The organism is Streptomyces ossamyceticus, assembly GCF_001418475.1.
GTDB classification, from domain to species: domain Bacteria; phylum Actinomycetota; class Actinomycetes; order Streptomycetales; family Streptomycetaceae; genus Streptomyces; species Streptomyces ossamyceticus.
The window spans coordinates 1-24,533 of sequence record NZ_LIQX01000083.1 but is presented as its reverse complement, the minus strand read 5'-3'; the positions used below and the strand labels follow the sequence as shown (position 1 = coordinate 24,533).

The 24,533-nt window shown below is 73.0% G+C and carries 20 protein-coding genes and 1 tRNA gene; 9 read left to right on the top strand and 12 right to left on the bottom strand.

The window, feature by feature from the left end; translation table 11 throughout:
• Positions 1-99 precede the first annotated feature (99 nt).
• Positions 100-2,139, top strand: coding sequence for an AMP-binding protein (locus tag AOK15_RS07720; RefSeq protein ID WP_167738797.1), 2,040 nt, complete (start codon positions 100-102; stop codon positions 2,137-2,139).
• On the opposite strand, the gene AOK15_RS48500 is transcribed toward AOK15_RS07720, so the two are convergent.
• Positions 2,051-3,940 (bottom strand): GNAT family N-acetyltransferase, encoded by a 1,890-nt coding sequence (locus AOK15_RS48500; protein ID WP_338059886.1) that lies wholly within the window; start codon positions 3,938-3,940, stop codon positions 2,051-2,053. The genes AOK15_RS07720 and AOK15_RS48500 overlap by 89 nt on opposite strands.
• Before the next feature lie 244 nt (positions 3,941-4,184).
• Between AOK15_RS48500 and AOK15_RS07710 the strand changes: the two genes are divergently transcribed.
• Positions 4,185-4,856: a FadR/GntR family transcriptional regulator gene (locus AOK15_RS07710; RefSeq protein WP_055514122.1), complete on the top strand. Its 672-nt coding sequence runs from the start codon at positions 4,185-4,187 to the stop codon at positions 4,854-4,856.
• A gap of 156 nt (positions 4,857-5,012) precedes the next feature.
• Complete coding sequence (locus tag AOK15_RS07705) at positions 5,013-6,005, top strand: PAC2 family protein (RefSeq protein WP_055514120.1); 993 nt, start codon at positions 5,013-5,015, stop codon at positions 6,003-6,005.
• Positions 6,006-6,110: 105 nt separating this feature from the next.
• Here AOK15_RS07705 and AOK15_RS07700 read toward each other — a convergent pair whose 3' ends face one another.
• From AOK15_RS07700 to AOK15_RS07680, 5 genes are all read right to left on the bottom strand, one after another.
• Complete coding sequence (locus AOK15_RS07700; RefSeq protein WP_055514118.1) at positions 6,111-7,133, bottom strand: SMP-30/gluconolactonase/LRE family protein; 1,023 nt, start codon at positions 7,131-7,133, stop codon at positions 6,111-6,113.
• 519 nt (positions 7,134-7,652) lie between these two features.
• Positions 7,653-8,882 carry a cysteine--1-D-myo-inosityl 2-amino-2-deoxy-alpha-D-glucopyranoside ligase gene (gene mshC, locus AOK15_RS07695; protein WP_055514116.1) on the bottom strand — a complete coding sequence of 410 codons (1,230 nt, stop codon included), beginning with the start codon at positions 8,880-8,882 and terminating at the stop codon, positions 7,653-7,655.
• Between the two features lie 184 nt (positions 8,883-9,066).
• Positions 9,067-9,903 (bottom strand): SCO1664 family protein, encoded by an 837-nt coding sequence (locus tag AOK15_RS07690; protein ID WP_055514114.1) that lies wholly within the window; start codon positions 9,901-9,903, stop codon positions 9,067-9,069.
• Positions 9,867-10,457: a DUF3090 domain-containing protein gene (locus AOK15_RS07685; protein ID WP_055514112.1), complete on the bottom strand. Its 591-nt coding sequence runs from the start codon at positions 10,455-10,457 to the stop codon at positions 9,867-9,869. Before AOK15_RS07685 ends, AOK15_RS07690 begins: the two co-directional genes overlap by 37 nt.
• Before the next feature lie 96 nt (positions 10,458-10,553).
• A complete protein-coding gene (locus tag AOK15_RS07680; RefSeq protein ID WP_055514110.1) occupies positions 10,554-11,240 on the bottom strand; it encodes a histidine phosphatase family protein in 687 nt (228 codons plus the stop codon).
• Positions 11,241-11,296: 56 nt separating this feature from the next.
• Here AOK15_RS07680 and corA point away from each other — a divergent pair, with 56 nt between their 5' ends.
• Positions 11,297-12,292 carry a magnesium/cobalt transporter CorA gene (gene corA, locus AOK15_RS07675; RefSeq protein WP_055514108.1) on the top strand — a complete coding sequence of 332 codons (996 nt, stop codon included), beginning with the start codon at positions 11,297-11,299 and terminating at the stop codon, positions 12,290-12,292.
• Positions 12,293-12,371: 79 nt separating this feature from the next.
• Here the strand turns inward: corA and AOK15_RS07670 are convergent, their stop codons facing one another.
• Both AOK15_RS07670 and AOK15_RS07665 read right to left on the bottom strand, forming a co-directional pair.
• A complete protein-coding gene (locus AOK15_RS07670; RefSeq protein ID WP_055514106.1) occupies positions 12,372-13,160 on the bottom strand; it encodes a hypothetical protein in 789 nt (262 codons plus the stop codon).
• 229 nt (positions 13,161-13,389) lie between these two features.
• Entirely contained in the window at positions 13,390-14,445 is a 1,056-nt protein-coding gene (locus AOK15_RS07665; protein ID WP_055514104.1) for an LLM class F420-dependent oxidoreductase, read from the bottom strand.
• Between the two features lie 175 nt (positions 14,446-14,620).
• Between AOK15_RS07665 and AOK15_RS07660 the strand changes: the two genes are divergently transcribed.
• The gene (locus AOK15_RS07660) at positions 14,621-15,604 is read left to right on the top strand and encodes an aldo/keto reductase (RefSeq protein ID WP_055514102.1); all 984 of its coding nucleotides are present in this window, start codon (positions 14,621-14,623) and stop codon (positions 15,602-15,604) included.
• Complete coding sequence (locus AOK15_RS07655; protein ID WP_055514100.1) at positions 15,601-17,868, top strand: helix-hairpin-helix domain-containing protein; 2,268 nt, start codon at positions 15,601-15,603, stop codon at positions 17,866-17,868. The genes AOK15_RS07660 and AOK15_RS07655 overlap by 4 nt, the downstream gene beginning before the upstream one ends.
• A gap of 219 nt (positions 17,869-18,087) precedes the next feature.
• On the opposite strand, the gene AOK15_RS07650 is transcribed toward AOK15_RS07655, so the two are convergent.
• The gene (locus AOK15_RS07650) at positions 18,088-18,816 is read right to left on the bottom strand and encodes a hypothetical protein (protein WP_055514098.1); all 729 of its coding nucleotides are present in this window, start codon (positions 18,814-18,816) and stop codon (positions 18,088-18,090) included.
• Positions 18,817-18,864: 48 nt separating this feature from the next.
• On the opposite strand from AOK15_RS07650, the gene AOK15_RS07645 reads away from it, so the two are divergent.
• Positions 18,865-19,053, top strand: coding sequence for a DUF5703 family protein (locus AOK15_RS07645; RefSeq protein WP_005485166.1), 189 nt, complete (start codon positions 18,865-18,867; stop codon positions 19,051-19,053).
• Positions 19,054-19,124: 71 nt separating this feature from the next.
• Here AOK15_RS07645 and AOK15_RS07640 read toward each other — a convergent pair whose 3' ends face one another.
• From AOK15_RS07640 to AOK15_RS07630, 3 genes are all read right to left on the bottom strand, one after another.
• Entirely contained in the window at positions 19,125-20,123 is a 999-nt protein-coding gene (locus AOK15_RS07640; RefSeq protein WP_055514096.1) for a chaplin, read from the bottom strand.
• 131 nt (positions 20,124-20,254) lie between these two features.
• Positions 20,255-20,488 carry a chaplin ChpH gene (gene chpH, locus AOK15_RS07635; protein WP_055514140.1) on the bottom strand — a complete coding sequence of 78 codons (234 nt, stop codon included), beginning with the start codon at positions 20,486-20,488 and terminating at the stop codon, positions 20,255-20,257.
• A gap of 158 nt (positions 20,489-20,646) precedes the next feature.
• A complete protein-coding gene (locus AOK15_RS07630; RefSeq protein WP_055514094.1) occupies positions 20,647-21,972 on the bottom strand; it encodes a M20/M25/M40 family metallo-hydrolase in 1,326 nt (441 codons plus the stop codon).
• 199 nt (positions 21,973-22,171) lie between these two features.
• On the opposite strand from AOK15_RS07630, the gene AOK15_RS07625 reads away from it, so the two are divergent.
• Both AOK15_RS07625 and AOK15_RS07620 read left to right on the top strand, forming a co-directional pair.
• Positions 22,172-22,256: transfer RNA gene (locus AOK15_RS07625), tRNA-Leu, on the top strand.
• 282 nt (positions 22,257-22,538) lie between these two features.
• Positions 22,539-24,533, top strand: a 1,995-nt coding sequence (locus tag AOK15_RS07620; RefSeq protein ID WP_157870188.1) for a non-ribosomal peptide synthetase, incomplete at its 3' end; no start/stop codon positions are given.

The following is a 24,533-nucleotide window of genomic DNA, read 5'->3' as shown; positions in this document are numbered from 1 at the left end:
GTCGAGTCTTCTCCCCGGTCCGGTCTGCTTCCCGGTCCGGTCTCCTCCCCGGTCGGATCTTCTTCCCGGTGGGCCCTGCCTCTGCCATGATCAATGGTCATGAACGGGGCAAACGAACTCCATCGGTTGTTCGAGGCATGGGCGCGACTGACACCCGACCGGCCCGCGGTGGCCACCGCGACGGCCCGGTTGACGTACGGGGAGCTGGAGGGCCGGGCCAACCGTCTGGCCCGGCATCTGCTGGACTCGGGGCTCGGCACCGGAGAGACCGTCGCGGTGTGCGCCTCCGGGACACCGGACGTCCTCGTCGCCGTGCTGGGCGTGCTCAAGGCGGGCGGGGCCTTCGCCCTGATCGGCCCGCGCCAGTCGACGGGGGACATCGGGCGGGCAGTGGAGCGGTCCGGGGCGCGTACGGTCCTCACGCACGCCCGGTACGCGCCGGCGGTGGACGACGGCACCGGCCGGCCCGTCGTCTGCCTGGACACCGACGCGGCGCTGATCGACGCCCACTCCCCCGAGCCCGCCGCCGCGCCCTGCGGGGTGACGGCGGCGGTGCTGTTCTCGGCGGGCACCTCGGGTGAGCGGCGGGCGGTGGAGGTCGGCCACCAGCGGCTGCACGACGCCTACCGTGCCTGGGCCGAGACGTTTGGCCTGCGGCCCTCCGACGTCCATCTGGTGACCGCGCCGGCCGACGCCGCCGCCTTCACCTACGGCTGGGTCCGGGCCCTGTGCTCCGGCGGCACGCTGGTGCTGCCGGAGGACGAGACCGGGCCCGCCCTGTGGGAGCGGCCCTACGCCGAGGGCGTCACGGTGCTGGACACCGACCCGTACGCGGCCCGGCTGCTGCTCGACTCGACGGCGCCGCCCGCGGGACTGCGGCTGGTGGCGGTCGGCGGGGAACGGCTCGGCCTCGACGAGCAGGTACGGCTCCAAGGGCGGCTGGCGCCGGGGGCGCGGCTGGTCAACGTCTACGGGACCGCGGAGGTCGCGGGCTGCGGCACCTGGTTCGAGACGGACCAGCTCACCGGCCCGGTGGCCGAGCCCGGCCGGGTCAGCCTCCTCGGCCGCCCGTTCCCCGGCTGCCGGGCCGAGGTCCGCAAGGGCGAGATCTGGCTGACACCCCCGGACGGCGTCGCCGACCACACCGGCGTCGCCGACCACACCGGCGGCATCGACGGCACCGACGGCTCGGATCGCTCCGACGGCTCGGGGGGCTCCGATGGTGCGGGGGCCTCCGACGGCCCCGGCGGGTCGGATCGCTCCGTCGGCACGGGCGGCCGGGACGCGGTGGCCACCGGGGACGCGGGGACGCTGCGGGAGGACGGGCTGCTGGAGTTCGGCGGCCGGCTGGCGCACCGGGTCCGTGTCCGCGGCCGTAGCGTCGACCCCTACCGGGCCGAGACGGCGCTGGGCGCGCACCCCGGCATTCGGGAGTCCGTGATCGCCGCCGTGGACGAGGAGCGGCTCGTCGCCTACGTCGTCCCGACCTCGCCGACGGCCGCTCCGGGCGCCGACGAGATACGCGCCCGGCTGCGGGGCGTGGTGCCGGACCAGGAGATCCCGACGACCGTGGTGACCCTGGAGGCCCTGCCCCGTGACCGGGCCGGGCGGATCGACCGCCGGCTGCTGCCGCTGCCCGCGCGGCACGGGGCGTCCGCGCCGGTGAACGGCAAGGGTGGCGGCACGGGCGCGGGCCCGGCCGGGTTCCTCTACGGGGTGGGCTGCGCGGTGCTCGTCGTGGTCCTGCCGCTCGCCGCGATCCTCACCGATGTCCTCTGGCCGGGCTCGACCGACCTCACCTTGGTGCCCACGCCGTGGTCGTGGCTGTTCCGGGGGCTGTACGCCGCCGAGTTGCTGGCGTTCGGTGTCGGCCTCGCCTTCCTGGTCGCCGGGCGCCCGCTGATGCGCCGCCAGGGCCGCTCCGGCGGACTGACGACGGCCGCGCACCTGGCCGTGGTGTGGCTGCTCGTCTCCTGGTGGCCGCAGGACAACCTCTACCGGCTGGCGGCGAAGAACGACTGGGAACGGCAGGCGGCCCTGGTGTACGCCTTCAACGTGCCGCTGATGATCGCGGCGGTGGTGGTGGCGGTGTACGTGACCCGCCGCCCGGAGCCCGCCCCGGTCGCCCCTGGGTCGTGAAAACGCGGCCGGTGTCGCGGGCCGCCGCGCGCACCAGGGTCTCGGCGGCGTCGAGGCGTGCACGGGTGTGCGCGGCCAGGACGACGCCCAGGTAGGGGGCGGCCGCGAAGGCGGCGGTGGGGATCGAGGGCAGCAGGACGGCGTCGATCCCGGCGCAGCGCGCGGCGGTCTCGCGCAGGAAGGCGGACAGGGCGGGGCCGGGCAGCCGGGCGCCGAGGGGTACGTGATCGACGCTGCGGACGAGGTGGTCGCCCCCGCGGGTCTCGTCCAGCCGCGCCTTGACCATGAAGGCGACGGACGGGCCGGTCATCCGGAGGTTGATCTCGGTGGGTGCCGGGCGGCCGTCGGAGCCGGTGACGAAGTCGACGTCGAACCAGCCCCGGTGGCCGCTCGCCGCGATCCGCTCCCCCACGGCGGCGCCGAACCGTGCCGCGGCCTCGGCGAGCCCCGGCGGTACGACACCGGGGCCCACGGTGGCGCCCCGGTAGGCCGTACCGAGGACGTCCATGACGGCGACGCCCACCACGTGGACGCGGCCGTCCGCGTCGACGAGCCCGTCGAAGGTCACGTCCCGTGGCTCTGTCTCCCCGGCGACGAACTCCTCCAGCAGGACGGGACCTCGGGGCAGCGGAGATCTCCTCAGGCGTGGCAGCACGCCGGGGCCCTGGTCCCGGATCACGACGGTGCCGGAACCTCCGGCGCCGTGCTCGGTCTTGACGACCGTCGCCAGGCCCGCGCGGGTCCGCCTCCTCAGCAGCCGTGCCGCGTCCCGCCGGGTGGCCGGCTGCCACTGCTCGGGCACCCGGACCTCCGGGTGGGCCGGGGCGAGCCGGGTGAACAGCTCGTGCGAGGCCCGCTTGGACTCGTACCGCAACGCTTCGGGGCCCAGGGGTACGCCGGTCAGCTCGGCGACGGCGGGGGTGCGGCCCCAGGGGAGGAGGGGCAGGTCGAGGGAGTCCAGCCGCCGGAGCAGGGCCGGGCGGGACAGGACGGCCCGGGTCAGGGTGTCGCCCTGAGCCTCCGGGGCGGGCCGGGTCGCGCGTGCCGTGAAGCCGCCCGTCCGACCATCCGCCTGGCCGTCCGTCCGGCCGGGTGGTTCCGTCAGGCCGTCGTAGACCTCCACGGGGCCCCAGCCCAGGGGTCGGCCGATCAGGTCGGTCCAGTCCGGTGGGACGGCGGCGGGCAGGATCAGGACGGCCGGGTGGGGCGAGAGGAACGCGGCCAGGCAGGAGTAGTGCGCGGCCTGCGGGGAGACCGGGCCGAACTGGGACTGGAACCCGGCGACGTTGCCGAGGTGGACGGCACGGCGCCCCGCGGTCCACGCCTGCGTCCAGCCCTCGGTCCGGGGCGGGAGGCGCACTTCGAGGAGCGGGAGTTCACGGCCCGCGAGGGAACCGGAGGCCGTGCGGCCGACGGGGCGGGCGCCCAGCCGGCGGTAGAAGGGTTCGGCGTTCGGGTCCGCCTCGATGGTGAGCCGGGCGAAGCCGAGCTCGCGGGCGGCACGCGTCACATGGAAGTAGAGGGCGCGGCCCACGCCCCGGCCGATGGCGGCGGGTTCGACGAAGCACAGGCCGAGGCTGCCCTCGGGTGCCGAGCCCTCCAGGGACGCCACCCCCACGACTGCGCTGTCGGTGTCCTCGGCGACGACCACGCGACGGCGGCGGATGTCGTCCGGGCGGATGGTGAGTTCCGCCCGGCACGCCTCCAGGAACTCCGCGCCGTAGCCCCAGTGGGCCTTCGAGCGCAGCACCAGCTCGGTCAGCGCCGCCGCCTCGTCGGTGCGCGCCGGTCGGATCCGCATCCCCACCCCCGTGCCTCCTGCCTCCGGATCGTGTGATCAGCGTAGGACCGCCGGTGTACCGACGGCGCCCATGGCCGTACGTGACCTGCGAAAATGACCGAGAACCGGAGCTGGAGGAGCCCTTCGGCCGGGCGCCGGGCGGGGGCACGGTCGCCGACCGGGGAACGCTCCTCCGGGGTGGGACCATAATGACCTGAGACATCGGATGTCTGATCAGGCAGGGAACGGCAGGGAGGGCGGCGCCATGGCAGTCACCGACGAGGCGATCGAGAAGATCAAGGACATGATCGTCTCCGGGGCGCTGCGCCCGGGCGACCGGCTGCCGAAGGAGAGCGAGCTCGCCGCCGATCTGGGGCTGTCCCGCAACTCCCTGCGCGAGGCGGTGCGCGCCCTGTCGCTGATCCGCATCCTGGACGTACGGCAGGGCGACGGCACGTATGTGACAAGCCTCGACCCCCAGCTCCTGCTGGAGGCGCTGAGCTTCGTCGTGGACTTCCACCGCGACGACACGGTCCTGGAGTTCCTCGCCGTGCGCCGCATCCTGGAGCCGGCCGCCACGGCGATGGCGGCGTTGCGCATCAGCGAGCAGCAACTGGACGCGCTGGGTGCCCAGTTGGACAAGCTGGGTGACGATCCGTCGGTGGAGGAACTGGTCGCCTGCGACCTGGAGTTCCACAAGGGCATCGTGCAGAGCTCCGGGAACTCCGTGCTCTGCTCCCTCCTGGACGGTCTGTCGGGCCCCACCACCCGGGCCCGCGTCTGGCGGGGCCTCACCCAGGAGGACGCCGTCAGCCGCACCCTCCACGAACACCGCGCCATCCTCGCCGCCCTGCGCGACCGCGACGCCGAGGCCGCCCGCTCCTGGGCGACGGTCCACATCGCGAGCGTCGAGCAGTGGCTGCGGTCGTCGCTGTGAGGCGATGATCACTCGCGCCCGGCGGGCCGCGCGTGTTTCCGCCGCGCGAACGGGGCATTGATCCGTTCACTCCCCCGTGCAAGGGGGCTGCGAAGGCCCCCTGGGCACGCCGTAAGGTTGGGGCGTACGCGAGGGCACGTCGGAAGGAGGCGCTGGGTGATCGAGCTGGAGGGGGTTCCCGAGCTGATCGACCCAGTCATGGTGGCCGCGTTCGAAGGCTGGAACGACGCCGGCGACGCCGCCTCCACCGCGGTCGCGCACCTGGACCGGGAGTGGAAGGGCGAGGTGTTCGCGGCGCTGGACGCCGAGGACTACTACGACTTCCAGGTGAACCGGCCCACGGTGTGGCTGGACGGCGGCGTACGCAAGATCACTTGGCCGACGACAAGGTTGTCGGTGGTGCGGGTCGGCGGCGACAAGCCCCGCGATCTCGTACTGGTCCGCGGTATCGAGCCGTCGATGCGGTGGCGCTCGTTCTGCAACGAGCTGCTGGGCTTCGCCCACGAGCTGGGCGTGGAGTTGGTGGTGATCCTGGGCGCCCTGCTCGGTGACACCCCGCACACGCGTCCGGTCCCCGTCAGCGGGGTCACGTCGGACCCGGATCTCGCGCAGCGGATGGACCTGGAGGAGACCAAGTACGAGGGCCCCACGGGCATCGTCGGCATCCTCCAGGAGGCGTGCACGCACGCCGGGGTCCCGGCGGTGTCGCTGTGGGCCGCGGTGCCGCACTACGTGTCGCAGCCGCCGAACCCGAAGGCGACGCTGGCCCTCCTCAACCGCCTGGAGGACCTGATCGACGTGCGTATCCCGCTGGGCGAGCTGCCCGAGGACGCGCGCGCCTGGCAGGTGGGCGTGGACCAGCTGGCCGCCGAGGACAGCGAGGTCGCGGAGTACGTGCAGACGCTGGAGGAGGCCCGGGACACCGCGGAGCTGCCGGAGGCGTCGGGAGAGGCGATCGCCCGCGAGTTCGAGCGGTATCTGCGGCGCCGCGACGGCGGCCCCACCGGTGCGTCCGGCGGTCACGCCACGGCGGACGGGGGCGACACCGGCCCCGGCGCGTGGAACCCGAAGGACAACCCCGGTGGCCGGGCGCGACCGCCCAAGCCGCCACGGGCGGGCGGCGACGACGAGGAGTCGTCGGAGGACTGATCGACCCGGTCCCGTGAGAGGACGTCACCGCGCTCCCCGCTCCCTGGCGCAGGGGGCGGGGAGCGCGGCGGACTCCCTGGTCCGTGCCGGTCCGTCGGCCGCCGGTCAGTGCTCCACGGCGACGACCGTGTACGTCGTCTCCGGCGTCGGGGTCGTGGTGAAGCGGGCGTTGGGCAGGTACAGGCGGTTGTTGTGGGCGGCGACGGTCGTCGGGACGTCGAAGTCCGGGTCCGTGAGCCGCCCCTCGAAGATGCCGGAGCGGCCGTCCGCGGCGAGCTTGAACACGTCGATCGCGTTCTGACGGTTCTGCACCACGTACAGCCGCCGTCCGAGGAGCAGCAGGCCGTCGCCGTTGGTGAGGGGCGCGGAGTCGCCGAGGTCGACGAGCCGGGTGACGCCGGTGCGCGGGTCGACCCGGTGCAGTCCCCCGGCGCCGGACTGCACGACGAGCAGGGCCTTGCCGTCCGGGGTTCCGGTGATGCCGTTGGCGTTGACCGTCTCGCCGGGTGTCTGGGCCCAGTCGCCGCGCAGGGTGAGCGTCACCACGTCGTCCGCGTGCGGCAGCTCACCGTGCTTGCCGAGCGGCAGCACGTGGAGGGCCGGCTGGAACGAGTCGGTGAACCATGCGGCCCTCGGGGTCAGGACGACGTCGTTGGCGAAGCTGGGCGTCGTCGCGGTGAGCCGGTACGAGGCGAGGACCGCGCCGGTGCGTACGTCCACCACGCGGGCACCCTGGGCGCGTCCGGCCACGAACAGCCGTCCCCGTCCGTCGAGTTCGAGGCCGACGGAGGCGGTTCCGGGTCCGGTGGAGATGATGCGGCCCTGCCCGGTGCGCAGGTCGGCGCGGTAGATGGAGCCGTCGCCGAGGGAGCCGAGGTAGGCGTAGGGGCCGCCGCCGATGGTGATGCCCTCGGGGCGGAAGCCGTTGGGGAGCGGGATGACGTCCGGCCAGGTCTTTCCGGCCGCCGCGGCGGTCCCGGCGGCCGACGCGGTCCCGGCGGCCGACGTCCCGACGAGCAGGGCGCCCGCGGTGGCGGCCGATGCCGTGAGCAGTCCGCGTCGGCTGACGGGGTGTCGGGCGGAGTGGGGGGAGAGGGAGGAGCGGGAGGAGGAGTGCGGGGGTGCCACTGTGCGTCCCTTCCACGAAGGGACCGGCGGCTGGCCGGTCCGGCTTCGACTGACGTCTGTCACCCCATCACATGCCGCTCCACCCCGCAGCCTTCGACAACCGATCGACAGGGCCTCGACAGCCCCACGACAGTGACCTCGACGCCCCCGCGTGCACGGAGGAACGGCCCTCGCCTCGGCGTTGGGGGCCGCCGGGTGCGGAGCGAGGGCCCCGCCTCGGCGGGAGGCCCGGCGTGCGCGGCGAGGAAAGGCCCCTGTCTTCGTAGAGGGCGCCCGCGTACGTGAAAGGGGCGCCCCCTCCGAACGGAGAAGGCGCCCCCTCGCTGCGACACCACCGCGCCGCGCTGAGCACGTGTCACGTGTGACGGCCGGTCATCCCTGTGCCGTCAGCGCGAAGCCGTGCCGCCAGCGCGAAGCGGTGCCGCCAGCCCGAAGCCGTGCTGTCAGCGCGAAGCGGTGCCGACGGTGCCCAGCCGTGCCGCCTGTGCAAAGCCGTGCCGACGGTGCAGAGTCGTTACTTCACAGGGCCACGCCGAGGAGGGCGTCCACGGCGCGGGAGACGACACCGGGTGCCCCCTCGTCCGTGCCGCCCTGCTCCTGCTGGAGCGCGGCCCAGCGGTCGACCGCCGCGAGCGCGGCCGGGGCGTCCAGGTCGTCGGCGAGGGCCTCGCGGATCTCCTCGACGAGCGCCTCCGCGGGCGGCCCGTCGGGCCGGGAGACGGCGGCACGCCACCGGCCCAGCCGGGCGACGGCGTCCTCGAGGACCTGGTCGGTCCACTCCCAGTCGGCCCGGTAGTGGTGGGCGAGGAGCGCGAGCCGTATGGCCGCCGGGTCTACCCCGTCCCGGCGCAGCCGGGAGACGAAGACGAGGTTGCCCTTGGACTTCGACATCTTCTCGCCGTGCAGCGCGACCATGCCGGCGTGGACGTACGCCTTGGCCATGGGGAACTCGCCGGTCAGCACCTGGGCGTGCGAGGCGCCCATCTCGTGGTGCGGGAAGGCGAGGTCGGAGCCGCCGCCCTGCACGTCGAAGCCCATGCCGAGGTGGTCCAGGGCGATGGCGACGCACTCGATGTGCCAGCCGGGCCGGCCGCGGCCGAGGGAGCCGCCGTCCCAGCTCGGCTCGCCCTCGCGCGCGGCCATCCACAGCATCGGGTCGAGGGGGTTCTTCTTGCCGGGCCGGTCCGGGTCGCCGCCGCGCTCGGCGGACAGCAGCCGCATCGCGGCGGCGTCGAGACCGGAGACCTTGCCGAAGTCGGGGTCGGACTCGACGGAGAAGTAGATGTCGCCCTCGAGTTCGTACGCGGCGCCGGCGTCGCGGAGCCGCTCGACGAGCGGGACGATGCCGGGGATGGCCTCGACGGCGCCGATGTACTCCCGCGGCGGCAGCATCCGCAGGGCGGTCATGTCCTCACGGAAGAGGGCGGTCTCCTTCTCGGCGAGGGCCACCCAGTCGATGCCGTCGCGCTCGGCCCGCTCCAGCAGCGGATCGTCGACGTCGGTGACGTTCTGGACGTAGTGAACCTGCCGCTTGGTGTCGAGCCACACGCGCTGAACGAGGTCGAACGCGTTGTAGGTCGCCGCGTGACCCATGTGGGTCGCGTCGTACGGGGTGATACCGCAAACGTAGATACGGGCGACGGGACCGGGGTCAAGGGTGACCAGACCGCCGGTCGCGGTGTCGTGGATCCTCAGGTCGCGGCCCTTGCCGGGCAGGACGGGGACCTCAGAAGCGGGCCAGGCATACATGCCACGAGCCTAACCCGATCCTTCCCTGGTTAAGCCGGGCGCCCGACGGCTCGGAGCCACGCGGGGTACGGCGGCCACCGGCGGTGGGGCGGACGGTGCGTCGGATATCAGGCGGATGGTGCGTCGGATGACGGGGCGGATCGGACGGTCCGCCGTGCCCGTCCGGGTCACCCCTCGGATGTCCTCACACCGGCGGCCACGGGATCGCCGGCCACTCCCCGCTCGGTTCCGGGTGACGGCCGGTCCTCAGCAGGGCGGCGACCCGCCCCCTGGTGGCGTCCAGTTCGGCGGCCGTGATCAGGGGCGCCAGCTTCGCGGTCAGTTCCCCGCCGTCGCCCAACGAGTCCCGCAACCGCTTCAGCACGTCGACGGCCTCGTCCGTGAGTGGCTCCCCCGCCCACCCCCACAGCAGGGTCCGCAGCTTGTCCTCGACGTTGAAGGTCACACCGTGGTCGATGCCGTAGAGCCGGTCCTCGGCGGCGGGCAGGAGATGGCCGCCCTTGCGGTCCGCGTTGTTGATGACGGCGTCGAGGACGGCGAGGCGGCGCAGCCGCCGGTCGTCGGCGTGCACGAGGAGCGCGGTCCGGCCGTCGCCGACCTCGGCGAGGCCGACGGCCTTCCAGCCCTCCCCCGCCTCCTCACCGTCCACCAGGGCGAGCAGCTCCGAGCCGGGCACCCCCTCGATCCACAGCTGGCACATGCCCTGGCCGTACGGCCCTTCACGCAGCACGGTGGGCGGTACGAGCCCCCACCCGGTCGCCTCGGACACCTCGTACGCGGCGACCTCGCGCTGCGCGAGCGTCCCGTCGGGGAAGTCCCACAGCGGGCGCTCCCCGGCGACGGGCTTGTACACGCAGGCGGCCTCGCGTCCCTCGTACGAGACCGAGCAGTACAGGACCGCGTTGGACGCCTCGCGCACCTGGCCGCGCACGGTCAGCTCCCCCTCGGCCAGCAGCACGGCGGCCGAGGTCCGCCCGTCGGAGGTCACTCCCCGCGGCGGTATCCGTTCTGGCGCGGACATACGTGTCCCTCCGGGTCGAGCGGAAGACTGCACAGCGGGCACGGCGGCCGGCCCGCGTTGACGACGTCGAGGGCGCGCTTGGCGAAGGCCCTGGCCTGCGCGCCGGTGAGGCGGACGCGGAGCATCGGCGGGCCGTTCTCCTCGTCCTGGAGGAGCCGCTCCTCCGCCTCGGCGAGGTCCTCCTCGGAATCGGCGTCCAGCTCGACCAGCGCCTGGGCCTCGACGATCATGCGCTGCTCGTCGCCGTCCCAGGCCAACGCCATGGTGCCGACGCGGAACTCCTCCTCGATGGGGGTCTCCAGCGGTGCCGTGTCCGAGACCTCGGTGGGGGCGACGGCGGGCACCGGGGCACTGCCTCCGCTGCGCCGCACGACCTCGTCGAGCAGCTCGTCCATGCGCTCGGCGAGCGCGGCGACCTGGGTCTTCTCCAGGGACACGCTGGTGACCCGCTGCCCTGAGGAGGCCTGCAGGAAGAAGGTCCGGCGCCCGGGCAGCCCGACCGTACCGGCCACGAAGCGGTCCGGGGGGTCGTAGAGGAACACCTGACGGGACACGTCCTGTCTCCATTGGAATCGACGTCGGGACCGGTCGCTCCGGCTGCTGACGGGTTCAGCGCCTTCGCGACCGCTTCACCCTACTGCGGTTGACGATCACGGTGCTCCCGCGCCGCCCCCCACGGCGGCGTCGCCGTTCGGGGGCTCCTCGCGCGGCGCCAGGGACGCGAAGTCCCCGGTGTCGCCGAGGCGGACGAGAAACGGCCGCAGTCGTGTGTAACGGATCGCGGTGATGGAACACGGTTCGACAGAGATCCGCTGGAAGAGGTCCAGATGAAGTCCGAGTGCGTCCGCGACGAGCGACTTGATGATGTCGCCGTGGGAGCACATCACATACACGGCGTCCGCGCCGTGGTCGCGCTCCACGCGCGCGTTCCACTCCCGTACCGCCTCCGCCGCCCGATGCTGCATCTCCCGCATCGACTCCCCGCCGGGGAACTGCACGGCCGTCGGATGCGACTGGACGACCTGCATCAGCGGCTCGTCGGCGAGTTCGGCGAGCTTGCGGCCGGACCAGTCGCCGTAGTGGCACTCGCCGATGCGGTCGTCGGTGTGCGTGCTCAGCCCGGGCCGGGCCTCCAGGAGAGGACGCATCGTCTCCTGGCAGCGTTGGAGGGGGCTCGTGACGACCTCGGAGATCGGCAGCCCGGCGAGACGGCCGGGCAGTGCCGCGGCCTGCGCGGTGCCGCGCTCGTCGAGGGCGACACCGGGCGTCCACCCGGCGAGCACCCCATCGGTGTTGGCGGTGGACCGGCCGTGCCGGACAAGGATCAACGTGGGCATGCGGCCCAGCCTAGACGCCCCTCCTGCGGCTCCCCCCGTCGAGAAAGGAACTCCCTGTGATCGTCGACTGCGCCGTCTATCGCGACGGCCACCGCACCGAGGGGCCCGAGGACCTCTCCGACGCCCTGGCCGGCGCGCGCGCCTCGGGCGGCTTCGTGTGGATCGGCCTGCATGAGCCGACGGAGAAAGAGTTCGCCCTCGTCACCGAGGAGTTCGCCCTGCATCCGCTGGCCGTCGAGGACGCCCTGAAGGCGCACCAGCGGCCGAAGCTGGAGGTGTACGAGGACTCACTGTTCATGGTGCTGAAGCCGGTCGTGTACGAGCCGGCCGGGGACACCGTGAGCACGGACGAGATCATGGTGTTCCTCGGCGACGCCTTCGTGGTGACCGTCCGCCACGGCGGTGGCTCGCCCCTGAACGCCGTACGACGGCGGCTGGAGCAGGAGCCGGAGCTGCTGGGCGAGGGGCCCACATCGGTGCTGTACGCGATCACGGACGCCACGGTCGACCACTATCTGGAGGTGGCGACCGAGCTCCAGACGGACCTGGAGGAGCTGGAGGCGGAGGTGTTCTCCCCGGATGTGGGCGGCTCGCGGAACACCGCGTCGCGGATCTACACCTTCAAGCGCCAGGTGCTGGAGTTCCGCCGCGCCACCGGCCCGCTCGCCGCGCCCCTCACCCGGCTCTCCGGCCAGGGCGCGACCGGCTCCGCGGTGCCCTTCGTGAACGAGCAGGCCCGGCCCTTCTTCCGCGACGTCAGCGACCATCTCACCCGCGTGAACGAGTCCGTCGAGGGCCTGGACCGGCTGGTGTCCGACATCCTCTCGGCGCATCTCGCGCAGATGAGCGTCCGGCAGAACGACGACATGCGGAAGATCTCCGCCTGGGCGGCGATGGCGGCGATCCCCACGATGGTCGCCGGGATCTACGGCATGAACTTCGAGCACATGCCCGAGCTGCGCTGGGTGTGGTCGTATCCGGCGGTGATCGCGGTGACGGCCGGGCTGGAGGTGCTGGTGTACCGGCTGTTCAAGCGGCGCGGGTGGCTGTGACGACCGGCCGCCGCGCGCGGAGAGGCCGGGCGGAGCGGGAAGTGCTCCACGCGCGCGTGCGGCTGTTGGCGCCCGGGGCTCAGGCGAACTCGGGTGCCGCGGTCGCCGGTCCGCCGAGGGCGTCGCGGCGCTCCGGCATCTCCAATGTGACCATGCGGCGCCAGCCGAAGGCCCGCTCGTACGCGTACACCGCGTGGATACCCGCGGCGAGCACGGCGGACTTGGCCTTCGGCCAGCCGAGGACGCGCCCCATGTGGGCCATCACGGCGAGGCTGACGTCCCGGTAGACGGCGATCTCGGCGAGGGCGCACTCGCGCAGGGTCCGCTGGATGAGGCGGCCGTGTCCGGCGGCGGCGAACCGCAGAAGTTCCTCGTGGGTGTACGCGAGGTGGTTGTCCTCGTCGTCGGAGATCATCCGGACCGCCTTGCCGATCTCCGGGTGGTCGGCGAAGTGCTTGCGGAGCAGCACCATCTGCTCGGAGGCGCGCTGTTCGGTGACGCGGCTGTGGGACAGGTAGACGATGATGTCCCGCTCCGTGAGGGCCTGGTCGGCCTTGAGCTTCTCGTGGGCCAGTCCGATGCCGTCGCGCTCCAGGAGCATCGTGTAGTCGGTCTCCGGCGGGACCTCCACGGGTTCGAGGCCGCGTTTGCGCATCAGGGCGTTGAAGATCCGTCCGTGCTTGTCCTCGTCCGCGCCGTGGCGGGTGATCCTGGGGGCGAGCGCGCGCTCGCTCTCCGGGACGAGCGCGGCGATGCGCGCGTTCTCCCAGCCGCCCTGCGACTCGCCGCTGGCGGCGATGGAGCAGAACAGCCGGAACGACTCGTCGTCGTCGATGATCTCCTGGAACAGACTCTTGGCCGAAAGCATCTGAGGCACCTCTCTGCAGGACCCTGAAAATCGAGTCAAATGGGGTACCAGGAGTCGGGCAACAGCTGTGTCGGACAAATCCGCCAAACGAAGGACGACAGGGCGGCGAGGACGCGTAACCGACAGGGCCGGTGGCGCGTTGTGTCCCGTGACGGCCGTGGCGGGGAAGACCCCCGAGCCCCCACCACGGCCGTAGAACTTCTCCGGGCCGGCGTGCCGGCCCCACCGGTTACGCGAGCCCGGCCCGCTCCAGGGCCTCGGTGCCGGCCCGCAGCGCGGCGATCCGCTCGTCCAGCGTGAAGCCCGCGGGCGCCAGCGTGAGGGTGGTGACGCCGGCCTCCTTGTACGCCTTCATCCGGTCGGCGATGCGCTCCACGGAGCCGAGGAGCGTCGTCTGGTCGATCAGCTCGTGCGGGATCGCGGCCGCGGCACCGGCCTTGTCGCCGGCCAGGTACTTGTCCTGGATCTCGGCGGCCTCCTTCTCGTAGCCCATGCGCTGGGCGAGCTGGTTGTAGAAGTTCTGCTTGCGGCTGCCCATGCCGCCGACGTACAGCGCGGTGTACGGGCGGAAGGTGTCGGCGAGCGTCGTGACGTCCTTGTCGTCGCCGAGGGCGAGCGGCACCGTCGGGCACACGTCGAACCCGTCGAGGGTCTTGCCGGCCTTCTCGCGGCCCGCGCGCAGGTGCGTGATGGCGGTGTCCTCGAGGTGCGCGGCCGACGGGAAGATCAGCAGCGCGCCGTCGGCGATCTCACCGGTCTGCTCCAGGTTCTTCGGACCGATCGCCGCGATGTACAGCGGGATGTGCTCGCGGGTGGGGTGCACGGTGAGCTTGAGGGGCTTGCCGGGGCCGCCGGGCAGAGGCAGCGTCCAGTGCTCGCCCTCGTGGGACAGACGCTCGCGGGTCATCGCCTTGCGGACGATCTCGACGTACTCGCGGGTGCGGGCGAGCGGCTTGTCGAACTTCACGCCGTACCAACCCTCGGAGACCTGCGGGCCGGAGACCCCGAGGCCGAGGCGGAACCGGCCGCCGGAGAGCGAGTCCAGGGTCGCGGCGGTCATGGCGGTCATCGCCGGCTGGCGGGCCGGGATCTGGAAGATGGCCGAGCCGACGTCGATGCGTTCGGTCTTGGCGGCGACCCAGCTGAGCACGGTGGCGGCGTCCGAGCCGTACGCCTCCGCCGCCCAGCACACCGCGTAGCCGAGGCGGTCGGCCTCTTGGGCCACGGCCAGGTTGTCCCCGTCCATTCCGGCGCCCCAGTAGCCGAGGTTGATCCCGAGCTTCATATAGACCCGCCTTCCCCTTACCGATCAGTAACGTCCTTGTTCCGCCGACCCTACCGGGGGGAGGCGGCAGCGGGGCCAGTGCGGGTACGTCGTGGCCGGCCGGTACGGTGCGCTGGGGAAATCGGTCGTCCACAGGCCCCCACACGGCGAACTCCGGACAGTAATGTCGGCGTCCATGGAGCAGAGGCATCTCGGCCGTACCGGCCTGCGCGTGTCCCGGATCGGGCTAGGCACCCTGACGTGGGGCCGCGACACGGACGAGCATGACGCCGCGGACATGTTGAAGGTGTTCTGGGAGGCGGGCGGCACCCTCGTCGACACGGCGGACGTGTACGGCGACGGCGAGGCCGAATATCTGCTCGGCCAGCTCATGGACGGCCTTGTGCCCCGCCGCGACCTGGTCATCTCCACGAAGGCCGGCAGCATCCCCGACCCCGACCGCCGCTTCGACGGCTCCCGCGGTCATCTGCTCGCCGCCCTCGACGCCTCCCTGGCCCGCCTGGGCACCGACCACGTCGACCTCTGGCACCTGCACGCCTACGACCCCGAGACCCCGCTGGAGGAGACGCTCCACGCCCTCGACCTGGCCGTCAGCAGCGGCCGCGCCCGCTACGCCGGGGTCTCCAACTTCTGCGGCTGGCAACTCGCGAAGGCGGCCACCTGGCAGCTCGCCGCACCGGGGATACGCACCCGGCTGGCCAGTACGCAGATGGAGTACTCCCTGCTCCAGCGCGGCGTCGAGCGCGAGGTGCTGCCGGCCGCGCTGGACCTCGGCGTCGGGCTGCTCCCGTCCTCCCCGCTGGGCCGCGGGGTGCTGACCGGGAAGTACCGGCACGCCACACCGCCGGACTCGCGGGGCGGCTCCGAGCACATGGCCCGGTTCGTCGCGCCGTACCTCGACGACACGGCGACCAGCATCGTCGACGCGGTGCAGACCGCCGCGGACGGGCTCGCCGTGACGCCGCTCCAGGTCGCCCTCGCCTGGGTGCGGGACCGGCCGGGTGTCGCCGCGCCCATCGTCGGAGCGCGCAACGCGCTCCAGCTCACGGCGGCGTTGTCAGTGGAGACCCTTAGTCTTCCTGACGAGATCTGCCGGGCGCTCGACGACGTGTCGGCGCCCGTGCACCGCTATCCCGATCACGACTGGAGCACGCTGTGAGCACGGAGCCCGCGACCACGGAGCCGGACGAGCCGGGGGACCGCGCCGACGGAACCCCCGACGCCGGGACCCCGGAGGCCGAGGGCACACCAGGCGACCAGGGCACGGCAGCCGCCGCGGCGACGGACGACAGTGCCCCGGAGGACGGGGAGAACGCCCAGGACGCGGCTGCCGCGGGGGACGCGGCTGCCGGTGCGGAGAGCGCGGACGGCGCGTCCGCCCTGTCCGAGGCCCAGGCCGAGTTGGCGGCGCAGAAGCTGGAGCGGGAGCGGATCGAGCGCCGCAAGTCCGAGAAGAAGGAACCGATCACGGCGGGCGCCAAACTCAGCGGCACGGCGGCCGACCTGCTGGCGGCCGTACGGGCCGTGGAGGGCGGTCAGAAGCCCTCGGCCACCGTCTTCGCGGAGCCGGAGCCCGCGTCCCGGCGGCCCGCGCCGGAACCGGTGCGGCGCCCGGAGCCGGTGGCCTCCCCCGTCGCCGCGGCTCCCTCCGGCGAGACCGTCGGGGCGGTGCGCGCGGTGCTGGCCGAGGGCGGTGCCCCCCAGACGCTGGCGCCGCAGGTCGCCGAGGCGCTCGGCGAGGGCGCCGGTGACCGACTGCGCGAGGATCCCTGGCAGTTGCTGCGGGTCGCCGGGGTCCGGCCCGAACAGGCCGACGGTTTCGCGCGAGCGCTGCTCGGCGCGGAGTGCGGCCCGGACGACGAGCGGCGCGGACGGGCGGTCACGGTGTGGCTGCTGGAACAGGCCGCCGTCGCCGGGCACACCGCGCTGGAGGTCCCGGCCCTCACCGCCGCGCTCGCCCAGCGTGCGGTGCCGGACCCGGACGAGGCCGTGCAGGGCGCCGTCGCGGAGGGTGAGGCGCTGGTCTTCCAGGACGCGCTCGACGACGCCCCGCCCGTCGCGGCGGCCACCGACGCCGAGGACGACGAGGAGGAGCCGGAGCGCCCGGTGCGGGTCCTGGTCGGCCTGGAGCGGTACGCCCTCGCCGAGGAGAGCCTCGCCGACGGCCTCGCCCGGATCGTGAACTCCCTGCCCAAGGACGACACCACGGACTGGGCGTCGGCGGCCGCGTCGGCGCCCCGTCCCGCCGCCGAGCTGATCCGCGCCGTCGCCGGGGACGGGCTCGTCCTGCACACCGGCGGCGAGGCCGCCCGCGCCGAGCCCGCCGCTCTGGTCGCCGCCGCGCGCGCCCTCGGGCTGCGGGCGTACGCGGCCACGCACAGCGCGGACGGCGGGCGGCGGTTCGCCGCGCTGCTGGACGCCGCCGGGACGGGCGGCGCGGCCCCCGGTGACGCCGGGGCGGGCGGTTCCGCCGTGGTCACCGTGGGCGGGCTGCTGGCCGGAGCCGAGGGACCCGGCAGGGACGCCGAGGGCGCATTCGCCCTCGATCTGCTCGTGGTGCTGGACGCGCCGCAGCTCGACGTGGAGACCGCCGCCGTCCTGGTCGAGTCGCTGCCCGACGGGGCGCGGCTGGTGCTCAGCGGCGATCCGGGGGTGCTGTGGTCCGCCGGGCCTGGTCGGGTGTTCGGGGACCTCCTCGCCGCCCGGGCCTGCCCGCAGGTCTCCTCACGGACCCCGGACCCCGGCCCGCTCGGTGAGCTGGTCTCCGGGATCGGGATCGGGGAGCTGAACCAGGTGGAGGCGCCCGGCAAGGAGGTCGTGATCGTGCCGGTGCGGGACGCCGGGGAGGCGGTGCACCGGACCGTGCAGCTCGTCGTGGACTCCGTGCCGAGGGCCTTCGGCATCCCGGCCGAGCAGGTGCAGGTGATCACCCCCGGCCATGGGGGCGCGGCGGGCACGCGTGCGCTGAACGCGGCGCTCAAGGAGCGGCTGAACCCCGGGCCGGGCCGCTTCGGCGGGTTCGACCCCGGTGACCGTGTCGTCCACTCCCCCGTGCCGGGCCGTGCGACGCCGGGGCGCGTCGTCAAGGCCGACGCGGAAGGGCTGCACCTGGAGTGCGCGGGGGACGCCGTCGTCGTACCGAAGGAGCGGGTCGAGACGGCCGTACGGCACGGGTGGGCGCTCACGGCGCACCAGGCGGTGGGGCACCGCTGGCCGGCCGCGGTGGTCGTACTGCCGGGTGACGCGGGCGCGGCGCTCAGCCGTCCCTGGGTCTACACCGCCTTCTCCCGTGCGGAGCGGCATCTGTCCGTCGTCCACGGCGTCGAGCAGACGCTGCCCCGCGCGGTGGCCGAGGTCTCCGCGAAGCCTCGCACGACCCGCCTCCCGGCCCTGCTCAAGGCGCAGGTACCCCCGGCCGGCTGACGTCCGGGGCCGGGGTGGGCGCGGCCGAGGGGAACGACCGGTGAAAGCGGCGCGGCCGGGCGGCACCATCCGTCGACCCGGCTGAGCGGCGCGCCCCTTGGATCGGCCCCAAGGGCCGTCCTCAGGGGCGCGGGCGCCCGATCAGGCACGGGCGGCCCGGCGCTCGCCCTCCCATGGGCGCACCCGAGCCGATGGGCCTCCGGCGGTCCGCCGCCCGCCCTACCGGTCCGCGTCCAGCGGCTCCAACTCCTCGTCCAACTCCTCGTCCTCGTCCAGGCCCTCGTCCCCATCGATGTCGTCCTCGACGTCCTCGATGTCGTCCTCGATGTCGTCCTCGTCCTCGTCGAAGACCGCGCTGACGTCGAAGCGGCAGACGACCCGCTGGGGGTCGACGTTCTCGAACGGGGCCTCCAGCCACTCCCCGGGGTCGGCCGTGTCGTCCCCGGCGGTGACCCAGAGCGTGGAGTCGCCCTCCTCCAGGCCGAACTCCTTGTGCCGGGAGGCGATCTCGTCCGCTTCGAACTCACCGAACAGAACGCCGAGAGCGCCGTGGACGGTGGCCGACGCCTCGTCGTCGCCGACGCCGACGACGGACGGCTCGTCGGCCGCCTCCACCCGCTGCGCCTGCGCCAGCAACCGCTGCGGCTCCACCACCGTGTAGTCCCGCCGGATCAGCACGCTCAGCGCGCTCGGCTCCTCGGGGCCGGTGTACGGCGGCATGTCCTCGGTGCCGGGGATCTCGAAGGGAGTGACCTCGTCGTAGCGGTCGTAGAGCAGTTCGTCGTACTCCTCGGCGGCCGCGGCCAGCTCGTTGAACGCCTCGTAGACGGCCGGGTCGTCCTCACCCGACCGGCGTTCGACCGCGGCCAGGTGGCGGTCGAGCGCGGTCTTGACCGCCTCGGCGGCGGCGCGTACCTCGGCAGCGGTGGGCTGCGCAGCATCAGACATAGTGCAGACGCTATCCGTACCGGGCCCCAGCCCGCACAATAGATACCGATGCCGGAATACGAATTTGTCGACGTGTACGTACCGCGCGGGGTCTCCCGCAAGGACGCCACACGCCTGCTGACGGACCATGCCGAGTACGGACACTGGGAGTTGGACCGACTGAGTCTGCTGCGCGATGGCAGCCGCAGGGTGCGGTTGCGCCGACGGATCATCCGCCAGGTGCGGGCCACGTGGTGATGTGAGCAGAGAAGAACGGAGCGGGCCCCGCTGGTGCGGGGCCCGCTCCGTTTCCTGTGCGCGGAGTCCGCTTACCGCGCGGTGGCCCGTGCCTTGCGGTAGATCAGCGCGCCCCCGAGGAGCGTGCCGGCGCCCACCGACAGGGCGAGGCCGAGCGGCACCTCGGCGCCGGTCTGGGCGAGCTGCCCGACCGCCCCGGGCTGGGTGACGGTCTGGGTACCCGGGGTGTTGGTGCCACCGCCGGGGACGCCCGGGTTGCCTGGGACGCCCGGGTTGCCGGGGGTTTCGGGGTTGCCGGGGGTTTCGGGATTGCCGGGGGTTTCGGGGTCACCGGGGTTACCCGGCTGCTCCGGGCCGGGTCGCTCGACCGGCGGGTTCTGCGGGCCGCCGGGGTTCTCGTGCGACCCTCCGCCGCCCGGGTTCCCGCAGTCGTTGCCGGTCGTGCCGTTGCCGAGACCGATCACGCTGACGCTGTTGCCGCAGGCGTTGACCGGTACGTCCACCGGGACCTGTACGAGGTTGCCGGAGCCGACGCCCGGCGAGTTGCCGGTGTGGCCGTCCGCGTGGGATCCGCCGCCGTGGGAGGAGCCGTGGCCCCCGCCGTGCGACGAACCGTGGTGGCCGCCCCCGCCGTTGGAACATTCGTTGCCCGTGGCCGGGTTGCCGACGCCGACCACGTTGACGCTGTTGCCGCAGGCGTTGACCGGTACGTGCACCGGGGCCTGCACATGGTTGCCCGACGCGACGCCGGGCGAGTCACTGGCGTGGCCCCGCGCCCGCGAGCCCCCGTACGACGATCCGGAACCACCGGTGTGCTTGCCGGTCTTGACGCCGTTGGAACACTTGTTGCCGGACGCGGGATTGAGCAGCCCGACGACGCTGACGGTGTTGCCGCAGACGTTGACCTCGGCCTCGATCGGCGCCTGCACGTTGTTGCCCGAGAGGACGCCGGGCGAGTTGGTCGCGGAGCCCTGGGCGCCGGAATCGGCGTGCGCGTAACCGCCGGCCGCGGCGAGGACGCCGGACGCGGCCGCCATCGTCATCAGGCCTTTGCGGGTGACCTGTCGCATGTCTGAATTACCTGCCTTAGCCCTATGGTCTGATCTTCTTCACCTTGTCCGGCGAACCGGTCGGCCCCGGAGTGCATGGCGCACACTCCGGGGCCGACGGTTATCGGACCCTCACCGGGTGAGGCACAACGTCACTTGTTGATGCAGGTGTTGCCGAAGGCAGGGTTCAGCAGCCCGATCACGTTGATCGTGTTGCCGCACACGTTCACGGGAACGTGAACGGGCACCTGGACGACGTTGCCGGACGCAACACCCGGGGAACCGACAGCGACACCGTGGGCGCCGGCGTCGGCAACAGCCAGACCCGCACCCGCGAGCACGAGACCACCGGTGGCAGCCGCAGCAGCGACGACCTTCTTGATCATCATTCCTCCTTGTTGGCAAAGCGACCCTGAATAGCGAGTCACATCACCTGTAACGAGGATGGACTAATGGAGCTACGAGCTTATGTTCCGATTCACCCGACCCGGTCGATCTTCGTACGCGCTACCGAATAGAAGAGTCGCTCCGACAGGCAAGAAGGTCAGGACGCGTCGAGGAAGCGGTCGAGCACGCGCACACCGAACTTCAAGCCCTCCACCGGCACACGTTCGTCGACGCCGTGGAACATGCCCGCGAAGTCCAGCTCCGGCGGCAGCTTGAGCGGGGCGAAACCGAAGCCGCGGATACCGAGGTCGTCGAAGGACTTGGCGTCCGTACCGCCGGAGAGCATGTACGGGACCGCCTTCGCGGCCGGGTCCTCGGCGACCAGCGCGGACTGCATGGCGTCCACGAGCGCCCCGTCGAAGGACGTCTCCAGCGCCTTGTCGGAGTGCACGTCCTCACGGCGCACCTTGGGCCCGAGGATCTTGTCGAGGTCGGCGAGGAACTCCTCCTCGAAGCCGGGCAGGAACCGTCCGTCGACATGCGCGGTGGCCTCGCCGGGGATCACGTTGACCTTGTAGCCGGCGCCGAGCTGGGTGGGGTTGGCGGTGTTGCTGAGGGTGGCGCCGATGAGCTTGGCGATCCCGCCGAGCCTGGCGAGGGTGCCCTCCATGTTCTCCGGGTCCAGCTCGGTGCCCAGCGCGTCGCCGAGCTCGTCGAGGAAGGCGCGGGTGGTCTTGGTGACCCGTACCGGGAAGGTGTGGCGGCCGAGGCGGGCGACGGCCTCGGACAGCTCGGTGATGGCGTTGTCGCGGTGGATCATCGAGCCGTGCCCGGCGGTGCCGGCCACGGTCAGCTTCATCCAGTGCATGCCCTTCTCGGCCGTCTGGATCAGGTAGAGCCGCCGCTGCTCGCTGACGGTGAAGGAGAAGCCGCCGACCTCACTGATCGCCTCGGTGACGCCCTCGAAGAGGTCGGGGTGGTTCTTGACCAGGTACTTGGCCCCGTAGGTGCCGCCGGCCTCCTCGTCGGCGAGGAAGGCGAGGACGATGTCGCGCGGGGGCTTGCGGCCGCTGCGCAGCCGGTCCCGGACGACCGCGAGGGTCATCGCGTCCATGTCCTTCATGTCGACCGCGCCCCGGCCCCACACACAGCCGTCGGCGACCTCACCGGAGAAGGGGTGGTGGGTCCAGTCGTCGGCGTTGGCCGGGACGACGTCGGTGTGGCCGTGGATGAGCAGCGCGGGCCGGGACGGGTCCTCGCCCTCGATGCGGGCCACCGTCGAGGCACGGCCCGGGTGCGACTCGAAGATCCTCGGTTCGAGGCCCACCTCGGCGAGCTTCTCCGCGACGTACTCGGCGGCCTTGCGTTCGCCCGGGCCCGAGTGGTCGCCGAAGTTGCTGGTGTCGATCTGGATCAGCTCGCGGCAGAGGTCCACGACCTCGTCCTCGCCGGTCACGCGCCTGGCCGTGTCCGTCTCGCTCACGCTGCTTCCTCCCGCTGTCGCTGCTCAAGGTTCCCCCTCATCCTCCTCCTGCCAGGGGCCCCGCCCCAAGACCGGGACCAGCCCGTCACACGCCGTTCACGCCCCGGATCTCCGGGAACGGGGGGTGATCGAGGGTCCTGGAAAGCCTGGTAATGTTTCCTCTGTCGCCGCGGGGGAGACCCCGCACGACAGACACCTTGTCCGGGTGGCGGAATGGCAGACGCGCTAGCTTGAGGTGCTAGTGCCCTTTATCGGGCGTGGGGGTTCAAGTCCCCCCTCGGACACACAGTGGCGAAGGCCGCGACCATCAGGTCGCGGCCTTCGCGCGTGAGGGCGGCGAAATGTGGGAGACGTCTCGTCCCGCCGGGAAAAGCCCAGATCACGGGGATGGCCCGATGCCTCCGGGTTGCTTCGCGGATGCGTCCTCTTGGCCGACACGACAGGCCGTAGTCACGTGAGCACTAGAGTATGGGGCTTGTTCGGCGCCGGGACGGAAACATCCCCAGGCAGACCTGCGGGCCCGCCGGCGCCCCCGGGATCTTCCGGGTGCGAAAGGCGAGGATCCGATGGCCGCCGTGTACGAGAGTCCCGAGCTGACCCTGTTGGAGGGGGAACTGGCGGAGGGACTCGACGGGCCGGCCCTGTTCTCGGCGGGGCCCGCCGCCTCCCCCCGCACCCTCGTCGACGTCTTCGAGGCGTCCGTGCGGTCGTTCCCGGACGAGCCCGCGCTGGACGACGGCACGCGGCGGCTCACCTATCGCGCGCTGGCCATAGAGGTGGAGCGGCTGCGGCGACGGCTGGGCGCGGTGGGCGTCGGGCTCGGGGACCGGGTCGGGGTGCGGGTGCCGTCGGGCACCAACGCCCTGTACGTGGCGATCCTCGCGGTACTGGCCGCCGGCGCCGCGTACGTGCCCGTGGACGCCGAGGACCCCGACGAGCGCGCCGACCTGGTCTTCGGGGAGGCCGGGGTGCGGGCCGTCGTCGGCGCGGGGCACGAGCTGACCGTCCACGACGTGTCCGACTCCCCCGCAGCGCGGCCCGGCGTCGAGAACGACGCGTGGATCATCTTCACCTCCGGGTCGACCGGGAAGCCCAAGGGTGTCGCCGTGAGTCACCGCAGCGCCGCCGCGTTCGTGGACGCCGAGGCGGAGCTGTTCCTGGCCGAGGAGCCGATCGGGCCCGGGGACCGGGTCATGGCCGGGCTCTCGGTGGCCTTCGACGCGTCCTGCGAGGAGATGTGGCTGGCCTGGCGGTACGGGGCCTGTCTGGTGCCGGTGCCGCGCGCGCAGGTCAGGAGCGGCGCCGATCTGGGGCCGTGGCTGGTCGAGCAGGAGATCACCGTGGTGTCGACGGTGCCGACGCTCGCGGCGCTGTGGGAGCCGGAGACGCTCAACGACGTCCGGCTGCTGATCTTCGGCGGTGAGGCGTGCCCGCCCGAGTTGGCGCAGCGGCTGGTGACGGAGGGGCGCGAGGTCTGGAACACGTACGGGCCGACCGAGGCGACCGTCGTGGCGTGTGCCTCGCTGATGAGCGGCGCGGAGCCGATCCGGATCGGGTTGCCGCTGAACGGCTGGGAGCTGGCCGTCGTCGACGAGGCCGGGGAGCCGGTGCCGATGGGCGGCAGCGGGCAGTTGGTGATCGGCGGGGTGGGCCTCGCGCGGTATCTCGACGCCGAGAAGGACGCGGAGAAGTACGCGCCGCTCGCGTCGCTGGGCTGGGAGCGGGCCTACCGCAGCGGTGACCTGGTGCGGGCCGAGCCGGAGGGGCTGGTCTTCCTCGGGCGGGCGGACGAGCAGATCAAGCTCGGCGGGCGGCGGATCGAGCTGGGCGAGGTGGACGCCGCGTTGCAGGGCCTGCCCGGTGTCGCGGGCGCCGCTGCCGCCGTACGGACCGCGCGGAGCGGGAATCAGCTGCTGGTCGGCTATGTGGTCACCCAGGACGGGTGGGACCAGGCGGCGGCCGTGGAGCGGCTGCGGGCGGAGCTGCCGGCGGCGCTGGTGCCGCTGCTGGCGCCGGTCGAGGAGCTGCCGACGCGGACGTCGGGGAAGGTCGACCGGGACGCGCTGCCGTGGCCGCTGCCGGAGCTGGAGACCGGCGGGCCGGCCGAGCAGTTGTACGGCACCGAGGCGTGGCTCGCCGAACAGTGGGCCGAGGTGCTCGGTATGCCGGTGGGCGGCGCCGACGACGACTTCTTCGCGATCGGCGGCGGCAGTCTGGCGGCCGCGCAACTGACGACGCGGCTGCGGAGCCGGTATCCGAGCGTGGCGGTGCTGGACGTCTACCAGCGGCCGACGCTGCGCAAGCTGGCCCGGTACCTGGAGGAGTCGGCGCAGGAGGACGGTGCGGGGCGGGCCGTGGTGCCCGTGCCGGTGCGTGCGCGGGTCGTGCAACTGCTGCTGCTCGTGCCGCTGTTCACGCTGTTGGGGCTGCGCTGGGTGGTGCCGCTGGCGGCGCTGGGCAATCTGCTCGGGTCGTACGCGTGGCTGCCGACGGCGCCCTGGTGGGCCGTGGCGGCGGGGGCGCTGGTGTTCTTCACGCCGCCGCCGCCACGGCCCACCAGG